This window comes from Halomonas sp. ATBC28 (genome assembly GCF_005937175.1).
GTDB lineage: Bacteria > Pseudomonadota > Gammaproteobacteria > Pseudomonadales > Halomonadaceae > Vreelandella > Vreelandella titanicae.
Genome location: NZ_VCQL01000006.1, coordinates 29,003 through 42,963 on the forward strand (window position 1 = coordinate 29,003; position 13,961 = coordinate 42,963).

Consider the following 13,961-nt stretch of genomic DNA (forward strand, 5'->3'; position numbering starts at 1 on the left):
TTCTCTCCTTACGCGTATTTAGCTTGCAGCAGCCGTGAGCCATCCATGGCAATTGCCGTATTGGGCAGTATTCAGTCGTTTGTATCAAACCATTTTAGGTGATTCGTCTGCGAAATACTCGCGGTTGAATGCCGATTTTATTACAGCTCAAAGTTCAAAAAATACGCTAAACCGAGATGTTATGTAAGATATTTCTCAGAACCAGCTAAGAAGTTGGCTATTAGTCGTCTGGCTCGATGTGCGACTAAAGGGTATAGCGATGAGCCTTTTTTTATCTCAATTCAACTACCATACTAGTCATATCAGCTTCTGGCGCTAATCGTCTCGGGCTTCTCTAATTAGGATCAGGTGCAATGCACACGACATTACAAACGCTCTGGCAGGGAACCCACGAAGGGGAATCGGTTCGCCAACGGCTATTTCATGTGCTGAGGCAGTCGATTATTCAGATGGTACTGGCGCCGGGGCAGGCGCTATCGGAAAAGGAGCTTGCCGACACTTTTTCGGTGAGCCGTCAGCCAGTGCGGGAAGCTTTCATAAGGCTCTCAGAGTCAGGCTTGGTGGAAGTTCGCCCTCAAAGGGGAACCTATGTTGTACGCATTTCGCGCCAAGCGGTGCTAGAGGCACGATTTATTCGTGAGTCGCTTGAGGTGTCAATCGTACGCGAAGCCACCAAGCAACCCCTTCAGTCTGGCGTGCTAATGGAGCTTAACGAGCTTATTGATCGACAGCGTAGCTGCATCGAGCGACAAGACCATGACCGCTTCTTCTTTCTTGATGAAATGTTTCATCGCACCTTGGCATTGGCTACGGGACAAACCATGGCGTGGAATGTGATTGAAGACGTCAAAGCACAATTAGACAGAGTACGGTATTTGAGTATTCCTGATTCTACGCCTATTCCGAAATTGGCCGATCAGCATCAGGCCATCGTGGATGCGATATCTGCTGGAGATACTGACGCGGCAGTTCAGGCAATGAGTATTCATCAATGTGAAATACTCCACTCTCTGCCTGAATTAGAGCATCGCTTTCCGGAGCTGTTTGAAGGTGTGAGCATGAATGTTCATGCGCTAACTATATAAAACCCACTAATGAGTACAACAACGCTGCACAAGTTGCATGGAGTAGATCCAGCCAGAACTGGCTGGTGAATTATCAACAATAAATAGATGTCTTTAGGAGCCCTACATGAAACTCACAAAATTACTGCCTGCTGTTGCATTGGTTGTCGCAAGCCATTCGGCTCACGCTGCTTACCAGCTTAATGTCTCAATTGCGTTGAGTCCTCAGGATCCCATTGCTCAGGCGATGGAGAGCGCTAAAGAGGCGATTGATGAGCGCTCAGAGGGAGAGCTGACCATTCAGATTTTCCCAAACAGCCAGCTTGGTTCTGACGAAGACGTGATCGAACAAATTCGTAGTGGTGCCAATATCGCGATCTTAGTCGATGCGGGGCGTTTATCGGAGTATCAACCTGAGTTGGGTATCTTAAGTGCCCCTTATTTAGTTGAAGACTATCGTGACTATGACCAAATCACAACATCTCCGCTTTACCTTGATTGGGTCGAAAGTATGGCAGAAACCAGTGGTTTACGATTACTCAATTATAACTGGTTTCAAGGGTCACGGCAGATGCTGACTCAAAATGAAGTGAAGACACCTGATGATTTGAGTGGTGTGCGTGTGCGGACTATCAACTCACCAGTATGGGTGAAAACCGTCGAAGCGATGGGCGCTACTCCAACACCGCTGCCTTGGTCAGAAGTTTACTCAGCGCTACAGCTAGGGTCGATCGACGGGGCTGAAGCACAACTAACCGCCGCTGAAGGCCAAAATCTGCATGAAGTTATTACTCATGTGGCACTAACAAACCATATTCATTTGATGACCGGTATTGCGACTTCTGAACAGTGGTATCAAGCATTACCTGATGAGCTGCGCTCTATTCTTGATGAAGAACTGCTAAAAGCTGGTGAAGCTGCTAGTCAAGCAACTGCAGCGGCTCAAGCCTCAGTGCGCGCGCGGATGGTAGCGGAGGGCGTTACGTTTTCTCAAGTGGATATGGGCGTATTCAGAGATCGAATGGGCAGCGTTTATGAAGAGCTAGGTTACAACCAGTATCGTGATCAATTGCTTTCTTCAGAGTGAGTCTCAGCCCTCTGCTCGCCAGGGCGGGGGCTGCACCCTTTTTGTCTTTTGCTATTACTTAACTGTCCGGATGCCCGTATAGGGCGAGGAATGCTGTATGTGGCATTGGTATGATAAAGGTGAGGAGTGGCTGGCTATCATGCTACTCGGTGGTACCTCTCTCACCATGTTAGTTAGCTCAACGGCTAGGGCAATAGGAAATCCTTTTGCAGGGGGCGCTGAGCTTGCACAATTTTTGTTTATTTGGACTGCTGTATTAGGGGCTGATATTACCCTGCGCCAGGGAGGCCAGGTGCGAATTGATGCCCTTGTCATTCGTTTACCTCTTAAGTTACAGCTCATGATTACCAGCCTATGTGTTGGGATGATGATGCTCTTTCTGGCTCTTTTAATCTGGTATGGCTTCGTTCTAGCAGCTTCAAACTGGCAGCGTCCCATGGGAGTGGCAGGACTTAGTTATGGGTATATCACTCTGGCACTTCCTGTCGGGGCATTGTTAATGATGCTTTCACTGGTACGCCGCTTGTTCGCTAAGGGCGTCATCGGGAGTTTGGTTGTTGACGATGATGACATTGTGGAGGAGGCGCTATGACGGCAGCTCTGTTATTAGGATTCGGTCTGCTTCTCATGGCGATAGGTATGCCCGTTGCCTTTGCTATTGGAATTGCGGGTTTCTCCTATTTCTTATTGCCAGAAACATTTTTACCGACAAGCATTGCCGTCCAGCGCATTGTATCTTCGACGCAATCATTTCCACTATTAGCTGTGCCGTTGTTTATTTTCATCGGCCATTTAATGAACGCCAGCGGTATTACCCCCCGTTTGGTTCACCTTTCTACTCTATTAGCAGGATGGATGAGCGGTGGTTTAGCCCAGGCAAGTATCGTGTTGAGCACCTTAATGGGCGGGGTTTCCGGTTCTGCCGTGGCGGATGCCGCAATGCAATCCAGGGTGCTGGGAAAAAGCATGATCAAGGGAGGCTATTCAGCGGGGTTTACTGGGGCGGTGCTCTCTATTGGGGGGCTGATTACTGCGACCATTCCACCGAGTATCGGTTTGATCCTTTACGGCTATCTCGGCGAAGTTTCGATAGGGCGGCTATTTATCGCAGGCCTCGTGCCGGGCTTCTTGCTAATGATGGCGCTGATGCTGACCACTTACATCATGGCTAAACGGCGGGGCTATCAGCCAGTAAGGGAGCGGTTACCCACCGGCCGTGAAGTGCTTAAGGCCCTACGTGGCAGTATCTGGGCAATTCTCTTCCCCGTATGGCTCTTGGTGGGTATTCGCTATGGACTTTTTACCCCCTCCGAAGCAGGTGCTTTTGCGGTTGCTTATGCCTTGTTGGTGGGCTGCGTAATACACCGAGAAATGGGTATTAAAGAGATACTTAATGCCATGCGTGCCAGCGTAAGAGATATTGGCATGATAATGCTGATTATTATGTTCTCAGGCATTATTGGTTATGTCGTCTCTTTTGAAAGGGTGCCGCAAACAATAGCAGAGCTAACACTTGGCGTATTCTCTAGTCATATAACACTGTTGCTGGCAGTTTCCGTAATACTTGTTTTTCTAGGTATGTTGTTAGAAGCCACGGTTGTTGTCATGTTGTTAACCCCCATCTTGGTGCCCGTTATTAAAGCCGCAGGTGTTGATCCTGTTCATTTTGGGCTGTTAATGATGACGCTGGTTACGTTCGGTGGCATGACACCTCCTGTGGGTATTTCAATGTATACCGTGTGCGGAATATTACGATGCTCTTTTTATGAGTATAGCCGTGAGTTACTGCCTTTTGCCTTTGCTGTATTTGTGGTTGTGCTGGGCATTCTCTTCTTCCCCAATGTAGTGCTGTTTTTGCCTAATTTATTGCTGGGCTAAATCTGCCTATGACACTCTCATAATGAAGGAGCGATGATGAAGTTTAATGATAATGTTGAGTTCATGGGCAAAGACTTTCTGTTAGAAAATGAAGCAGCCCGACGGCTTTATCATGAGCACGCAGCGATCATGCCGATTTGCGATTATCACTCGCACTTAGATCCAGTCGAAATAGCTCATAATACCCAGTTCGATAATTTAACCCAGCTATGGCTAAAAGGGGATCACTATAAATGGCGTGCAATGCGCTGCGCGGGTGTTGCTGAGCAGCGTATAACCGGAGATGTCAGTGACCGAGAACGCTTTCAAGCATGGGCGGAAACCGTACCCGACTGCTTAGGCAATCCACTCTATCATTGGACGCATCTTGAGCTTAAGAAGCCGTTAGGGATCGACAATATTCTCCTCTCTGCACAGACAGCTGAGGAGATATGGCACCTATCTAAACAGCGGCTAGCAACTCCACAGCTTAGTGCTCAAGGGATTTTGGAGCGCTTTAACGTGCGTACTATTTGTACCACGGATGATCCTGTGGATAGCTTGGAAACCCATCAACGGCACGCGAAGGCGAACGCTGGGCCGACTATGCTGCCGACATTTCGAGCTGATGCGGTTCTCAAAATAGAACAGCCAGCGTTTGTCGATTATCTCGCTACGCTCGAAGTTGCCAGTGGCGTGACGATACAGCGTTTCGATGATTTGCTGGCTGCTCTGTACCAGCGTCTCGAACATTTCGAAAGTTTAGGTTGCTGCCTTTCCGACCATAGCCTTGAGAAGCCCGTTTTTGTTGAGCCTCCTGCAGCTTATGAGCTGGATCGGATACTCGACCGCAGAAAGCGCGGAAATGAACTGAGTAGTGATGATGTGCACGGCTTTACCACAGCGGTGCTGCTATGGCTCGGTAAGGAGTATGCACGCCGGGGCTGGGTCATGCAGCTTCACATTGGCGCTTTGCGCGATTTAAGCCAGCGGGGGCGTCGTGACATAGGCGCTAATAGTGGTTTCGATGCGATTGGCGATATCACCTACGCAGAACCTTTAGCGGCGTTGTTGGATGCGCTGGATAGCCAGCATCAACTGCCGCGCACCGTGCTTTATAACCTTAACCCGCGGGATAACGAAATGCTCGCTGGGCTGGCCGGTTCCTTTCAAGGTGATGGAATCCCCGGAAAAGTGCAGTTTGGAGCCGCATGGTGGTTTAACGACCAGCGTGATGGCATGGAACGCCAGCTAACTACCCAGATGCAGTTTGGTTTGCTGCGCCACTTTGTGGGCATGCTGACTGATTCTCGTAGCCTTCTATCGTTTTCTCGTCATGAGTATTTTCGGCGTATTTTTTGCCAAATGCTGGGGACTCAAATGACCCGCGGCGAGTTACCCAATGATATTGACCGAGTTGGCGAGCTGGTTCGTGCGGTGTGCTACCACAATGTGCAGCGCTACCTATTTGAGCGTTAACTTCTTTTTACTTCTTGTGATGGATTTACCATGATCATTAGCGATGCATATTTAATCGTAACGTCCCCAGGCCGCAACTTTGTCACGCTGAAAATTGTTACCGAATCAGGAGTGTATGGGATCGGCGATGCCACATTAAATGGCCGCGAGCTGTCGGTGGTCGCCTACCTGGAAGAACATGTGTTACCAACATTAATTGGTCGCGATGCTAGCCGCATTGAAGATATCTGGCACTACCTTTATCGCGGCGCTTACTGGCGGCGAGGCCCTGTAACGATGACGGCTATTGCGGCAGTCGACGTAGCCCTATGGGATATCAAAGCGAAGGTTGCAGGCATGCCGTTGTACCAATTGCTAGGTGGTAAGAGCCGTGACCGAGTGATGGTGTATGGCCATGCCACCGGGAGAGATATTGAAGCGTGCCTGGAAGAGGTCGCACGTCATGTGGATGAGGGCTACAAAGCCGTGCGCGTTCAGGCGGGTGTGCCAGGCATTGCCAGTATTTATGGTGTCGCCAAAAAAGATGGCGAGCCGTATGAGCCAGCCGATGCCGAGCTGCCCGCGGAGCACGTGTGGAGTACCAGCAAATACTTGAATCATGTACCTAAGCTGTTTGCCGCCGTGCGTGAACGCTTTGGTGATGATTTACACGTGCTACATGATGTTCATCACCGCCTGACGCCCATTGAGGCCGCCCGTTTAGGCAAAGAAGTGGAGCCCTATCATTTATTTTGGCTCGAAGACTGCGTACCGGCTGAGAACCAGGAGGCGTTTGGTCTTATCCGCCAGCACACCACCACGCCGCTGGCCGTAGGTGAAGTCTTTAACAGCCTGTTTGACGCCAAAGCGTTGATCGAGAATCAGTGGATTGACTATATACGCGCCACTTTAACCCACGCCGGGGGGATCACCCACGTACGGCGCATTGCCGATTTGGCGGGTCTTTACCACGTGCGTACCGGCTTCCACGGGCCAACGGATCTTTCGCCGGTTTGCTTGGGGGCGGCGATTCACTTTGACACCTGGGTACCCAACTTCGGCATCCAGGAGTATATGCCGCATACCAGCGCCACTGACGAGGTATTCCCCCACGATTATCGCTTTGAGGACGGGCATTTCATCGTTGGTGAAAAGCCGGGGCATGGTGTTGATATCGATGAACAGTTAGCCAAGCAATACCCCTATAAGCGCGCCAGCCTGCCGGTGAACCGGTTAGAAGACGGCACCTTGTGGCACTGGTGAAGGAGTTCATCTAGATGAAAGCATTCCAGGTAAAGGCGCCCCATGACTACCAGGTCGCGGAAGTTGATCCGCCCAAGGTGGCCGCTGGCGAAGCGTTGGTACGCGTAGCATTTGCCGGTATCTGCGGCTCGGATATGCACATTATCCATGGCGACAACGCCTTTGTGCGCTTTCCGCGCATCACCGGCCATGAGTTCGCCGGGGTAGTGGAGGCGGTAGGGGAAGGCGTGGCTGACGTAGCCGTTGGGGATCGCGTGTGCATTGACCCTGTTATCAGCTGTGGTGAGTGCTACCCCTGTCGGATTGGCCGTCCCAACGTGTGCAGTTCGCTTGAAGTGATTGGTGTGCATCGCGATGGTGGTTTTGAAGAGTTTGTGGCCGTACCCGCGGCTAACGTACACCACCTACCTGAGCATATCGGGCTAGACGCCGCTGCCTTAGTTGAGCCTTATACCATTGCCGCCAACGTACTTGATCGTATGCAGCCGCACCAGGGTGATCGACTAATGATTCTGGGCGCCGGCGTTATTGGCCTTACGATCCTGCAAATGGCTTTGGCCAAGGGGATTGAAGAGGTCATCGTCACTGATGTTATTAACGAGCGATTAGTGGCGGCAAAACAGCTTGGGGCAACGCAGGTATTTAATAGCCGCGAGCAGGATGTGGAAAAAGAGGTGCTTGCCTTAACCCAGGGGGAAGGCGTACCGCTGATTGCCGATGCGGCCTGCGTGCCAGCGCTGTTACCGCAAATGCTGCGTTTAGCGTCACCAGCAGGGCGCATTGGTTTACTGGGCTTTAGCGTTCAGCCCAGCGAGCTAGTGCAGTTAGAGGTGATTAAGAAAGAGCTGACCCTGGTCGGGTCGCGGCTCAACAACCGTAAGTTTCCGGAGGTGCTAAAGCTAATGGCAAGTGGGCAGTTGGATCCGTTGGCGTTAGTCAGCCACCGGTTGCCGCTAAGCGACATGCCCAGCGCCATCGACATGCTTGATCACCGGCCAGAAGAGGCCCGAAAGGTGCTGATTCAAATCAGTGCTTGAGGGGTGCTACTCCAACCCACGCCAACCCACGCGAAATTAATAGCTGCAATAAACAACTAACAACACCCGTGTGCAGGAGAAAGACAATGATCAAGCAACTTATCACCAGCGCTGTTCTTGGGGCCGCCATGCTAGGCAGTCACTCACTAATGGCGGCAGACTTTACCCTGCGTTTTGGCCATTTAGCCAATGAGCAGAACATTTGGCACCAGGCCGCCGAGAAATTTAAGCAGGAGGTCGAAGCAAACTCTGACGGGCAGATCGAAGTACGCCTCTACCCCAGTGAGCAGCTTGGCAACGAAATGGACGTGATCAATAGTATCCAGCTGGGCACGGCGGATATGACCATCACCGGTGAAAGCTTACAAAACTGGGCGCCGAAAGCTGCGATGATGGCGGTACCGTACGCCTTTAGAGATTCCGAACACCTCCATGCCGCCGTTAACGGCGATATTGGTGCTGAGATTGAAGCGCAAATCACTGAACGCACTAACCTGGTACCTTTGGCGTGGTTTGAGCGTGGCCCCCGTGAGCTGACCTCCAATCGTCCTATCCGCACGCCTGATGAGCTGGATGGGTTACGTCTTCGCGTTCCTAACGTGCCGCTATTCGTTGATACATGGCAGGCAATGGGGGCACGTCCAACCCCAATGGCGTTTAGCGAAGTGTTCACTGCGCTGCAGCAAAACACCCTGGAAGGTCAAGAGAACCCGCTTAGTCTGATCGAAAGCGCCAGCTTTAATGAGGTGCAGGACTACGTCAACATGACCGGCCATGTGCGCAGCTGGATCTACGTGGTGATTGGCCGTAACCAGTTGGAAAGTATGCCGGAAGAACTTCAGCAAGTGGTGCGAGACGCTGCTCAAACGATGCAGGAGTATCAAGCCGAGCTTTTCGTTGATGACCAAGCACGTCTTGAGCAAGCGCTACAGGAGCGTGGCATGGAGTTCGTGGAAGTCGATGTCGATGCCTTTGCAGAGAAAGCTCGCCCCGCCGTGCTTGAGGCCTTAACCGAAGAGCAGCGTGAACTCTTTGACGCTATCCAAGACCTGTAAGCTCGGATTTGTGGTCAATTGATAATGACGATGGGCTGGCGTGCGCCAGTCCATTTTCTAACGATACAAGCAGCTTGCCCATGAGGATACGGTTATGAACTCGGATCACAAAGCGCTTGAACAGCAAGCGTTGGAGAGTCTGGATTCAATGTCGGCGGTGCCTAAATTTAAAGGCCCCATTGGGCGCGTCATTGGCTGGGTGGACACGTGCTTTCTGACGTTGGCCGTTACGGCGCTGATTGCGATTGCCGCCACGGTACTGTTGCAAATTTGTTCACGGCTATTTTTGCCGTTTTCGATAGCCTGGACCGAAGAACTCTCGCGTTATCTGTTTATTTATATGGTGGCACTATCTGTTGGTGTGGTGCTGCGACAGAACCGAAACATCAGCGTTGAGCTTTTCCATCATCTGCTGGGGCCGCGCATACAGGCAGCCTTTCAAGTGTTGATCTGTGCGCTGATTGGGCTGTTTGCCTTTTTGGTGCTGCCTTACGCTTGGCAGTATGCGCAAAACGGCGCTTGGCAAACCTCGCCAACACTGCATGTTCCCATGCTGTATATCTTTTTCTCAACGGTAGTCACCTTTGCGCTTCTCCTGGTTTACAGCTTGCTGGGGTGTCTTGAGGGAATTATCGCAATGTGTCGCTCCTCTGCCTCCCTTCCGGAGTCGTAAGCATGGAAGTTATTATCCTCTTTAGCGTTTTCTTGGTTTTGCTCTTGGTGGGAATGCCCATTGCGTTTGCGCTGGGGTTAGCCTCACTCTCTTATCTGCTGCTTGAAGGCATTTCATTAACCATCGTGCCGCAGCGCATGTATGCGGGTATCGACACCTTCGTGCTGCTGTGTATTCCCGGCTTTGTGCTGGCCGGCAATTTAATGAACGTGGGCAATATCACTGATCATATTGTGCGTTTTTCCAATGCTCTGTTAGGCCACATTCGCGGCGGTCTTGGCTTGGCCAATGTGGCAGGGTCGATGATTTTCGGTGGTATCTCCGGCACGGCGGTTGCAGATTCAGCCAGCATCGGTTCGGTGATGATTCCCGGTATGGCTCGCTCAGGCTATGACAAGCCGTTTGCTGCTGCGGTGACCGCCGCCTCGTCAACCGTTGGGCCGATTATACCGCCCAGCGTACCCATGATCATTGCCGGTTCGCTCAGCGGGATTTCGGTCGGACGGATGTTCCTGGCAGGTGCCGTACCGGGGCTTCTAATGGGCCTCGCCATGATGATTACGGTGTATATCCTGGCCGTTCGGCGTGGATATCCCAAAGAGCAGCGGGTACCGTTTTTGCAGCTGCTGCGCGAAGCCAAAACGGCCTTCTGGGCACTGCTGATGACCGTGATTATTCTCTATGGCATTATCGGCGGGTTCTTTACCCCTACCGAAGCTTCTATTGTGGCTTGCCTCTATGCCTTGGTCGTCGGCATGTATGTGTATAAAGGCCTGTCGTGGAAAAAGCTTCCGGCGATTTTGTCAGACACCGTATTAACCTCTTCGGCACTACTGCTGATGGTGGGGTTAGCCAACCTGTTTGGCTGGATACTCACCAGTGAGCAGATCCCTCAGATGATAGCCTCACTGATTCTCTCCATTAGCGATAACCCGCTCATTGTTTTACTCATCCTTAACCTGATTCTTTTGTTTGTTGGCGCTTTTATGGAGACCATTGCCGCGCTGATTATTCTTTTCCCGGCCTTGGTGGGAGTCGCCACTGGCGTGGGTGTCGATCCGGTTCACTTTGCGGTAATCGCGGTGTTGAACCTGATGATTGGGCTGACAACCCCGCCGGTGGGGGTCTGCCTATTCGTGGTAGCGGGGATTGGCAAGCTACCTATGTTGACGGTGGCAAAAGCCATCGTGCCTTTTTTACTGTGCAACTTGGCGGTACTGTTGTTGGTGACCTATGTCCCCGCGATTTCGCTTTGGTTGCCTAACTTGCTGATGGGAGAGTAGTTGATGATGGCTCCAAAGCTTATTGAAGCAAAGCCAAGAAGTGGTCGGATCGGGATTGTCCATCTGGGGTTAGGCGCTTTTCACCGCGCCCACCAAGCGGTCTATTTAGAACGTTATCGTCAACGCAGTGGCGATGGTGAGTGGGGCGTTTGCAGCGCGAATTTACGCTCTAGCGTTGGTTTAGTCGACGGCTTACGTGCGGCAGGGCAGCGCTATCATGTAGCGGAGTACGCCGATAGTGACAGCGTCACGCTGCGTGAAATTGGCGTTATTGAAGAGACGCTATTCTCGGGCCGTGATGGCGCGGACGAAGGTATGGATAGCTGGGGGCGAGACCGAGAGGCGCTACTGGCGCGAATGGCGTCTGCGGATACCCGTGTTGTTACGTTAACAGTCACTGAGAAGGGCTACTTTTTAAACCCCGCGAGCGGTGAGTTAAAAATCGATGACCCGATGATCATCGGCGATATGGTCTCGCCCCAACAGCCGCGAACTGCCCCTGGACTATTGGTAGAAGCGTTAGCTCAGCGGCGTGAGGCTGGTCTTGCTCCCTTTACCGTTCTCTCTTGCGACAACATGCCGGATAACGGTAAGCGAACACGCCAAGCGGTGGTCCAACTGGCCGAGCATCGAGACGCAGCGTTGGCCAGTTGGATTGCCAGAGAAGTGGCGTTTCCCTGCAGCATGGTGGATCGCATCGTCCCTGCGATGACCGACGCCGATTTTGAGCGCTTAGCGGCACTGGGCGTTTCCGATCAAAATGCCGTGGTATGCGAAGCGTTCACGCAGTGGGTGGTTGAAGATAACTTCCCCCAGGGTCGACCCGGCTGGGAAGCTGAGGGGGTTGAGATGGTGGCAGATGTGGCGCCGTTTGAAACCATGAAGCTGCGCATGCTCAATGGCAGCCACTCCTTGCTTGCCTATCTGGGTGCGCTTGCAGGTATCGAAACGGTTTATGACGGCATCAATCACGTCGAGCTTCGGGCGCTATTGCGCCGCTATATGCTTGAAGAAGCGGCGCCTACACTTGAGATGCCCAAGGGAATCGATTTAGACGCTTATGCTGACTCGCTGCTGGCACGCTTTGCCAATGACAGTTTGCGTCATCGTCTGCAGCAGATCGCTATGGATGGTAGCCAAAAGCTTCCACAGCGCTGGCTTTCCGGCGCGCTGGAACGTAGTGCCGCTGGTCAAACTTCGCCCTGCGTGGCGTTGGGGGTGGCGGCCTGGATTCGCTATACCGCGGGTCAAGACCTGCAAGGAAATAGTTACCCCGTGGATGATCCGCTAGCCAAGCGCTTTGCAGAGCTGCACCAGATGCATGGTAGCGATCCCCGCGCGCTGGTAGCGGCCTATTTAGCCATGGATGATGTGGTGCCAAACGCATTGGCACAAGACGATGCGTTTGCACAGGCGGTGCTGGTGGCATATCAAACACTCACCCAGGGCGGGTTGCGTGAGGCACTAGCGGGCTTATAATCCCGTTAAGTTCAAAACCCCACTGATTGAATCAATCAGTGGGGTTTTTTAGTGCGCACTAATGGCTAACGATTAGCGAGGTGCAGCGGGCGCTTCAGCGTTCGTGAGAGTCGGTTCGGGCACTTGCTCCATACGCTTGCGCTCTTGGTCAAGAATTGCCAGTGCCTGGGCAGAAGTCACGCGTGAGGCGGGCGTCACTAGGCTTACAACCACACCCGCTACCAGCGCTACTAGCACAGCGGGGATGCTTGGGTTACCCCAGAAGGCTGTCCAGTCGCTATTGGCAATAATCGTTAAGGAGGTCACCGACGCGCAAATTAACGTGGCGATGGCACCCTGCCAGTTATAACGTGACCAGAAACGGCCCAGCATGGCACTCACAAACAGCCCTGACAGAATCGTCGAGATCATGCGGGTGATGTAGGTGATGACATTGTCTGAGGCCAGCGCGAACAGCAGCGCCAGACCAATGGTTGCCACTAGCGCAATACGCGAGAAGCGCACTACATTTCGCGCTGAGGGCGTGCGGCCCGTTGCCAGCACATATAGATCGCGAATCAGCGTGGAAACACCGGCAATGGCATCAGAGCTCGCGCTAGACATCGTAGCGGAAAGACCCGCTACCAATAGCAGTAGTCCCAATCCTAGGGGCATAATTTCAGTGGCCAGAAAAGGGAAGGCGAAGTTGCTATTTTCAAGCCCAGGGTTAAGGGCGTGGGTGGCCATACCAATAATCGCGGGAATGATCGAAAAGCCCAGGTAAAGAACGCCGGTGATTAAGAACGAGCGGCGTACCGATTTGACTGATTTTCCTGAATAAATGCGCTGACGAAAGGAGGGCGTAGCAAGCACGCCAATGGCAATGACGGCAGCCAGTGACAGCGCTGGCAGCGCACCAATTTGACCAATACCTAGAAAGCTAGTGGCCCCCGCATCCATACCTGCTGTTAGGCCTGAGAAGCCGCCAACCTCGATCAGTGCCAATATTGCCATCAAGATAAAACCAGCGAACAGCACGACTGCTTGAATGGTGTCAGTCCAGATAACCGCAAAATACCCTCCCACCACGCAGTAAATACCGAAGCCTAACGCCACCAGAATACGTGCGGTGGTTAGATCGATATCCGCCATCCAGGAGAGGTAGAGACCACCGCCAAGAATATGTGCTCCCAGCCAGCCTATACAGGCGATATAGATAAGTAGCGCGACCACATTACGTACCAGCCGATTCGCACCGACGTAATAGGCGAGTTCCTCACTCATGGTCATAAAGCGAAGTTTACGTACGGGAGCAAAACAGACCGCGAGCAGTAGAATACCCACGGCGCCTCCAAGCCCGTATAAGGCACCCGCCCAGCCGTTGGCGTAACCGAACCCAACGGCGCCCATGCTGGAGCCGGTGCCCACCATGGTCGCCACTGTAGTACCCACGGTAAGGAATAGCGGCACGCTTCGCCCGCCGAGTAGGAAGTCGTCGCCGCTGCCCCGTTTGTGTCTTGAAACCCACCAGCCAAACACAATCATGGCGACAATGTAGAGCACAAAGGTGGTAAGGAATAGTTGGCTGTTCATGTTAACCTCTTATCGTTGTTTATCCGGCCGTTGCCGCGGCCGAAGGTAGGCAATGGAAGCGATTGCCGCGGGGCTTTTTTTATCCTAATCACGCGGTAATCTGGCGCTGCGCCCTTGCCGGGGCGCGGCGCTT

Annotated in this window: 12 protein-coding genes; 11 read left to right on the top strand and 1 reads right to left on the bottom strand. The window is 52.5% G+C overall.

The genetic code is table 11. From position 1 onward, the window contains the following. Positions 1-353 precede the first annotated feature (353 nt). From E0L35_RS08120 to E0L35_RS08170, 11 genes are all read left to right on the top strand, one after another. Entirely contained in the window at positions 354-1,085 is a 732-nt protein-coding gene (locus E0L35_RS08120) for a GntR family transcriptional regulator (protein ID WP_027959012.1), read from the top strand. A gap of 106 nt (positions 1,086-1,191) precedes the next feature. Then, positions 1,192-2,151, top strand: a complete 960-nt coding sequence (locus E0L35_RS08125; protein ID WP_009287701.1) for a C4-dicarboxylate TRAP transporter substrate-binding protein — start codon at positions 1,192-1,194, stop codon at positions 2,149-2,151. A gap of 97 nt (positions 2,152-2,248) precedes the next feature. Next, positions 2,249-2,743: a TRAP transporter small permease gene (locus E0L35_RS08130; protein ID WP_022524052.1), complete on the top strand. Its 495-nt coding sequence runs from the start codon at positions 2,249-2,251 to the stop codon at positions 2,741-2,743. Continuing rightward, positions 2,740-4,029 carry a TRAP transporter large permease gene (locus E0L35_RS08135; protein ID WP_138800015.1) on the top strand — a complete coding sequence of 430 codons (1,290 nt, stop codon included), beginning with the start codon at positions 2,740-2,742 and terminating at the stop codon, positions 4,027-4,029. Before E0L35_RS08130 ends, E0L35_RS08135 begins: the two co-directional genes overlap by 4 nt. A gap of 36 nt (positions 4,030-4,065) precedes the next feature. Beyond that, the gene (uxaC, locus tag E0L35_RS08140) at positions 4,066-5,487 is read left to right on the top strand and encodes a glucuronate isomerase (RefSeq protein WP_223827972.1); all 1,422 of its coding nucleotides are present in this window, start codon (positions 4,066-4,068) and stop codon (positions 5,485-5,487) included. A 30-nt stretch (positions 5,488-5,517) separates the two neighbouring features. Next, the gene (gene manD, locus E0L35_RS08145) at positions 5,518-6,729 is read left to right on the top strand and encodes a D-mannonate dehydratase ManD (protein ID WP_138800017.1); all 1,212 of its coding nucleotides are present in this window, start codon (positions 5,518-5,520) and stop codon (positions 6,727-6,729) included. A 14-nt stretch (positions 6,730-6,743) separates the two neighbouring features. Further along, positions 6,744-7,766: a Zn-dependent oxidoreductase gene (locus E0L35_RS08150; RefSeq protein WP_138800018.1), complete on the top strand. Its 1,023-nt coding sequence runs from the start codon at positions 6,744-6,746 to the stop codon at positions 7,764-7,766. 86 nt (positions 7,767-7,852) lie between these two features. Further along, positions 7,853-8,821 carry a TRAP transporter substrate-binding protein gene (locus E0L35_RS08155; RefSeq protein ID WP_022524048.1) on the top strand — a complete coding sequence of 323 codons (969 nt, stop codon included), beginning with the start codon at positions 7,853-7,855 and terminating at the stop codon, positions 8,819-8,821. A 94-nt stretch (positions 8,822-8,915) separates the two neighbouring features. Continuing rightward, positions 8,916-9,494 (top strand): TRAP transporter small permease, encoded by a 579-nt coding sequence (locus E0L35_RS08160; RefSeq protein ID WP_138800019.1) that lies wholly within the window; start codon positions 8,916-8,918, stop codon positions 9,492-9,494. Positions 9,495-9,496: 2 nt separating this feature from the next. Further along, positions 9,497-10,777, top strand: a complete 1,281-nt coding sequence (locus E0L35_RS08165; protein ID WP_022524046.1) for a TRAP transporter large permease — start codon at positions 9,497-9,499, stop codon at positions 10,775-10,777. A gap of 3 nt (positions 10,778-10,780) precedes the next feature. Then, entirely contained in the window at positions 10,781-12,256 is a 1,476-nt protein-coding gene (locus E0L35_RS08170; protein WP_138800020.1) for a mannitol dehydrogenase family protein, read from the top strand. Positions 12,257-12,328: 72 nt separating this feature from the next. On the opposite strand, the gene E0L35_RS08175 is transcribed toward E0L35_RS08170, so the two are convergent. After that, entirely contained in the window at positions 12,329-13,828 is a 1,500-nt protein-coding gene (locus E0L35_RS08175; RefSeq protein WP_138800021.1) for a sodium:solute symporter family protein, read from the bottom strand. Positions 13,829-13,961: the final 133 nt, after the last annotated feature.

What these genes read in the sequence shown, in the direction of transcription:
- E0L35_RS08130 (WP_022524052.1), top strand. Translation starts at nt 2,249, where the DNA reads ATGTGGCATTGGTATGATAAAGGTGAGGAGTGGCTGGCTATCATGCTA.
- E0L35_RS08135 (WP_138800015.1), top strand. Translation starts at nt 2,740, where the DNA reads ATGACGGCAGCTCTGTTATTAGGATTCGGTCTGCTTCTCATGGCGATA.
- E0L35_RS08165 (WP_022524046.1), top strand. Translation starts at nt 9,497, where the DNA reads ATGGAAGTTATTATCCTCTTTAGCGTTTTCTTGGTTTTGCTCTTGGTG.
- manD (WP_138800017.1), top strand. Translation starts at nt 5,518, where the DNA reads ATGATCATTAGCGATGCATATTTAATCGTAACGTCCCCAGGCCGCAAC.
- E0L35_RS08120 (WP_027959012.1), top strand. Translation starts at nt 354, where the DNA reads ATGCACACGACATTACAAACGCTCTGGCAGGGAACCCACGAAGGGGAA.
- uxaC (WP_223827972.1), top strand. Translation starts at nt 4,066, where the DNA reads ATGAAGTTTAATGATAATGTTGAGTTCATGGGCAAAGACTTTCTGTTA.
- E0L35_RS08150 (WP_138800018.1), top strand. Translation starts at nt 6,744, where the DNA reads ATGAAAGCATTCCAGGTAAAGGCGCCCCATGACTACCAGGTCGCGGAA.
- E0L35_RS08125 (WP_009287701.1), top strand. Translation starts at nt 1,192, where the DNA reads ATGAAACTCACAAAATTACTGCCTGCTGTTGCATTGGTTGTCGCAAGC.
- E0L35_RS08155 (WP_022524048.1), top strand. Translation starts at nt 7,853, where the DNA reads ATGATCAAGCAACTTATCACCAGCGCTGTTCTTGGGGCCGCCATGCTA.
- E0L35_RS08160 (WP_138800019.1), top strand. Translation starts at nt 8,916, where the DNA reads ATGAACTCGGATCACAAAGCGCTTGAACAGCAAGCGTTGGAGAGTCTG.
- E0L35_RS08175 (WP_138800021.1), bottom strand. Translation starts at nt 13,828, where the DNA reads ATGAACAGCCAACTATTCCTTACCACCTTTGTGCTCTACATTGTCGCC.
- E0L35_RS08170 (WP_138800020.1), top strand. Translation starts at nt 10,781, where the DNA reads ATGATGGCTCCAAAGCTTATTGAAGCAAAGCCAAGAAGTGGTCGGATC.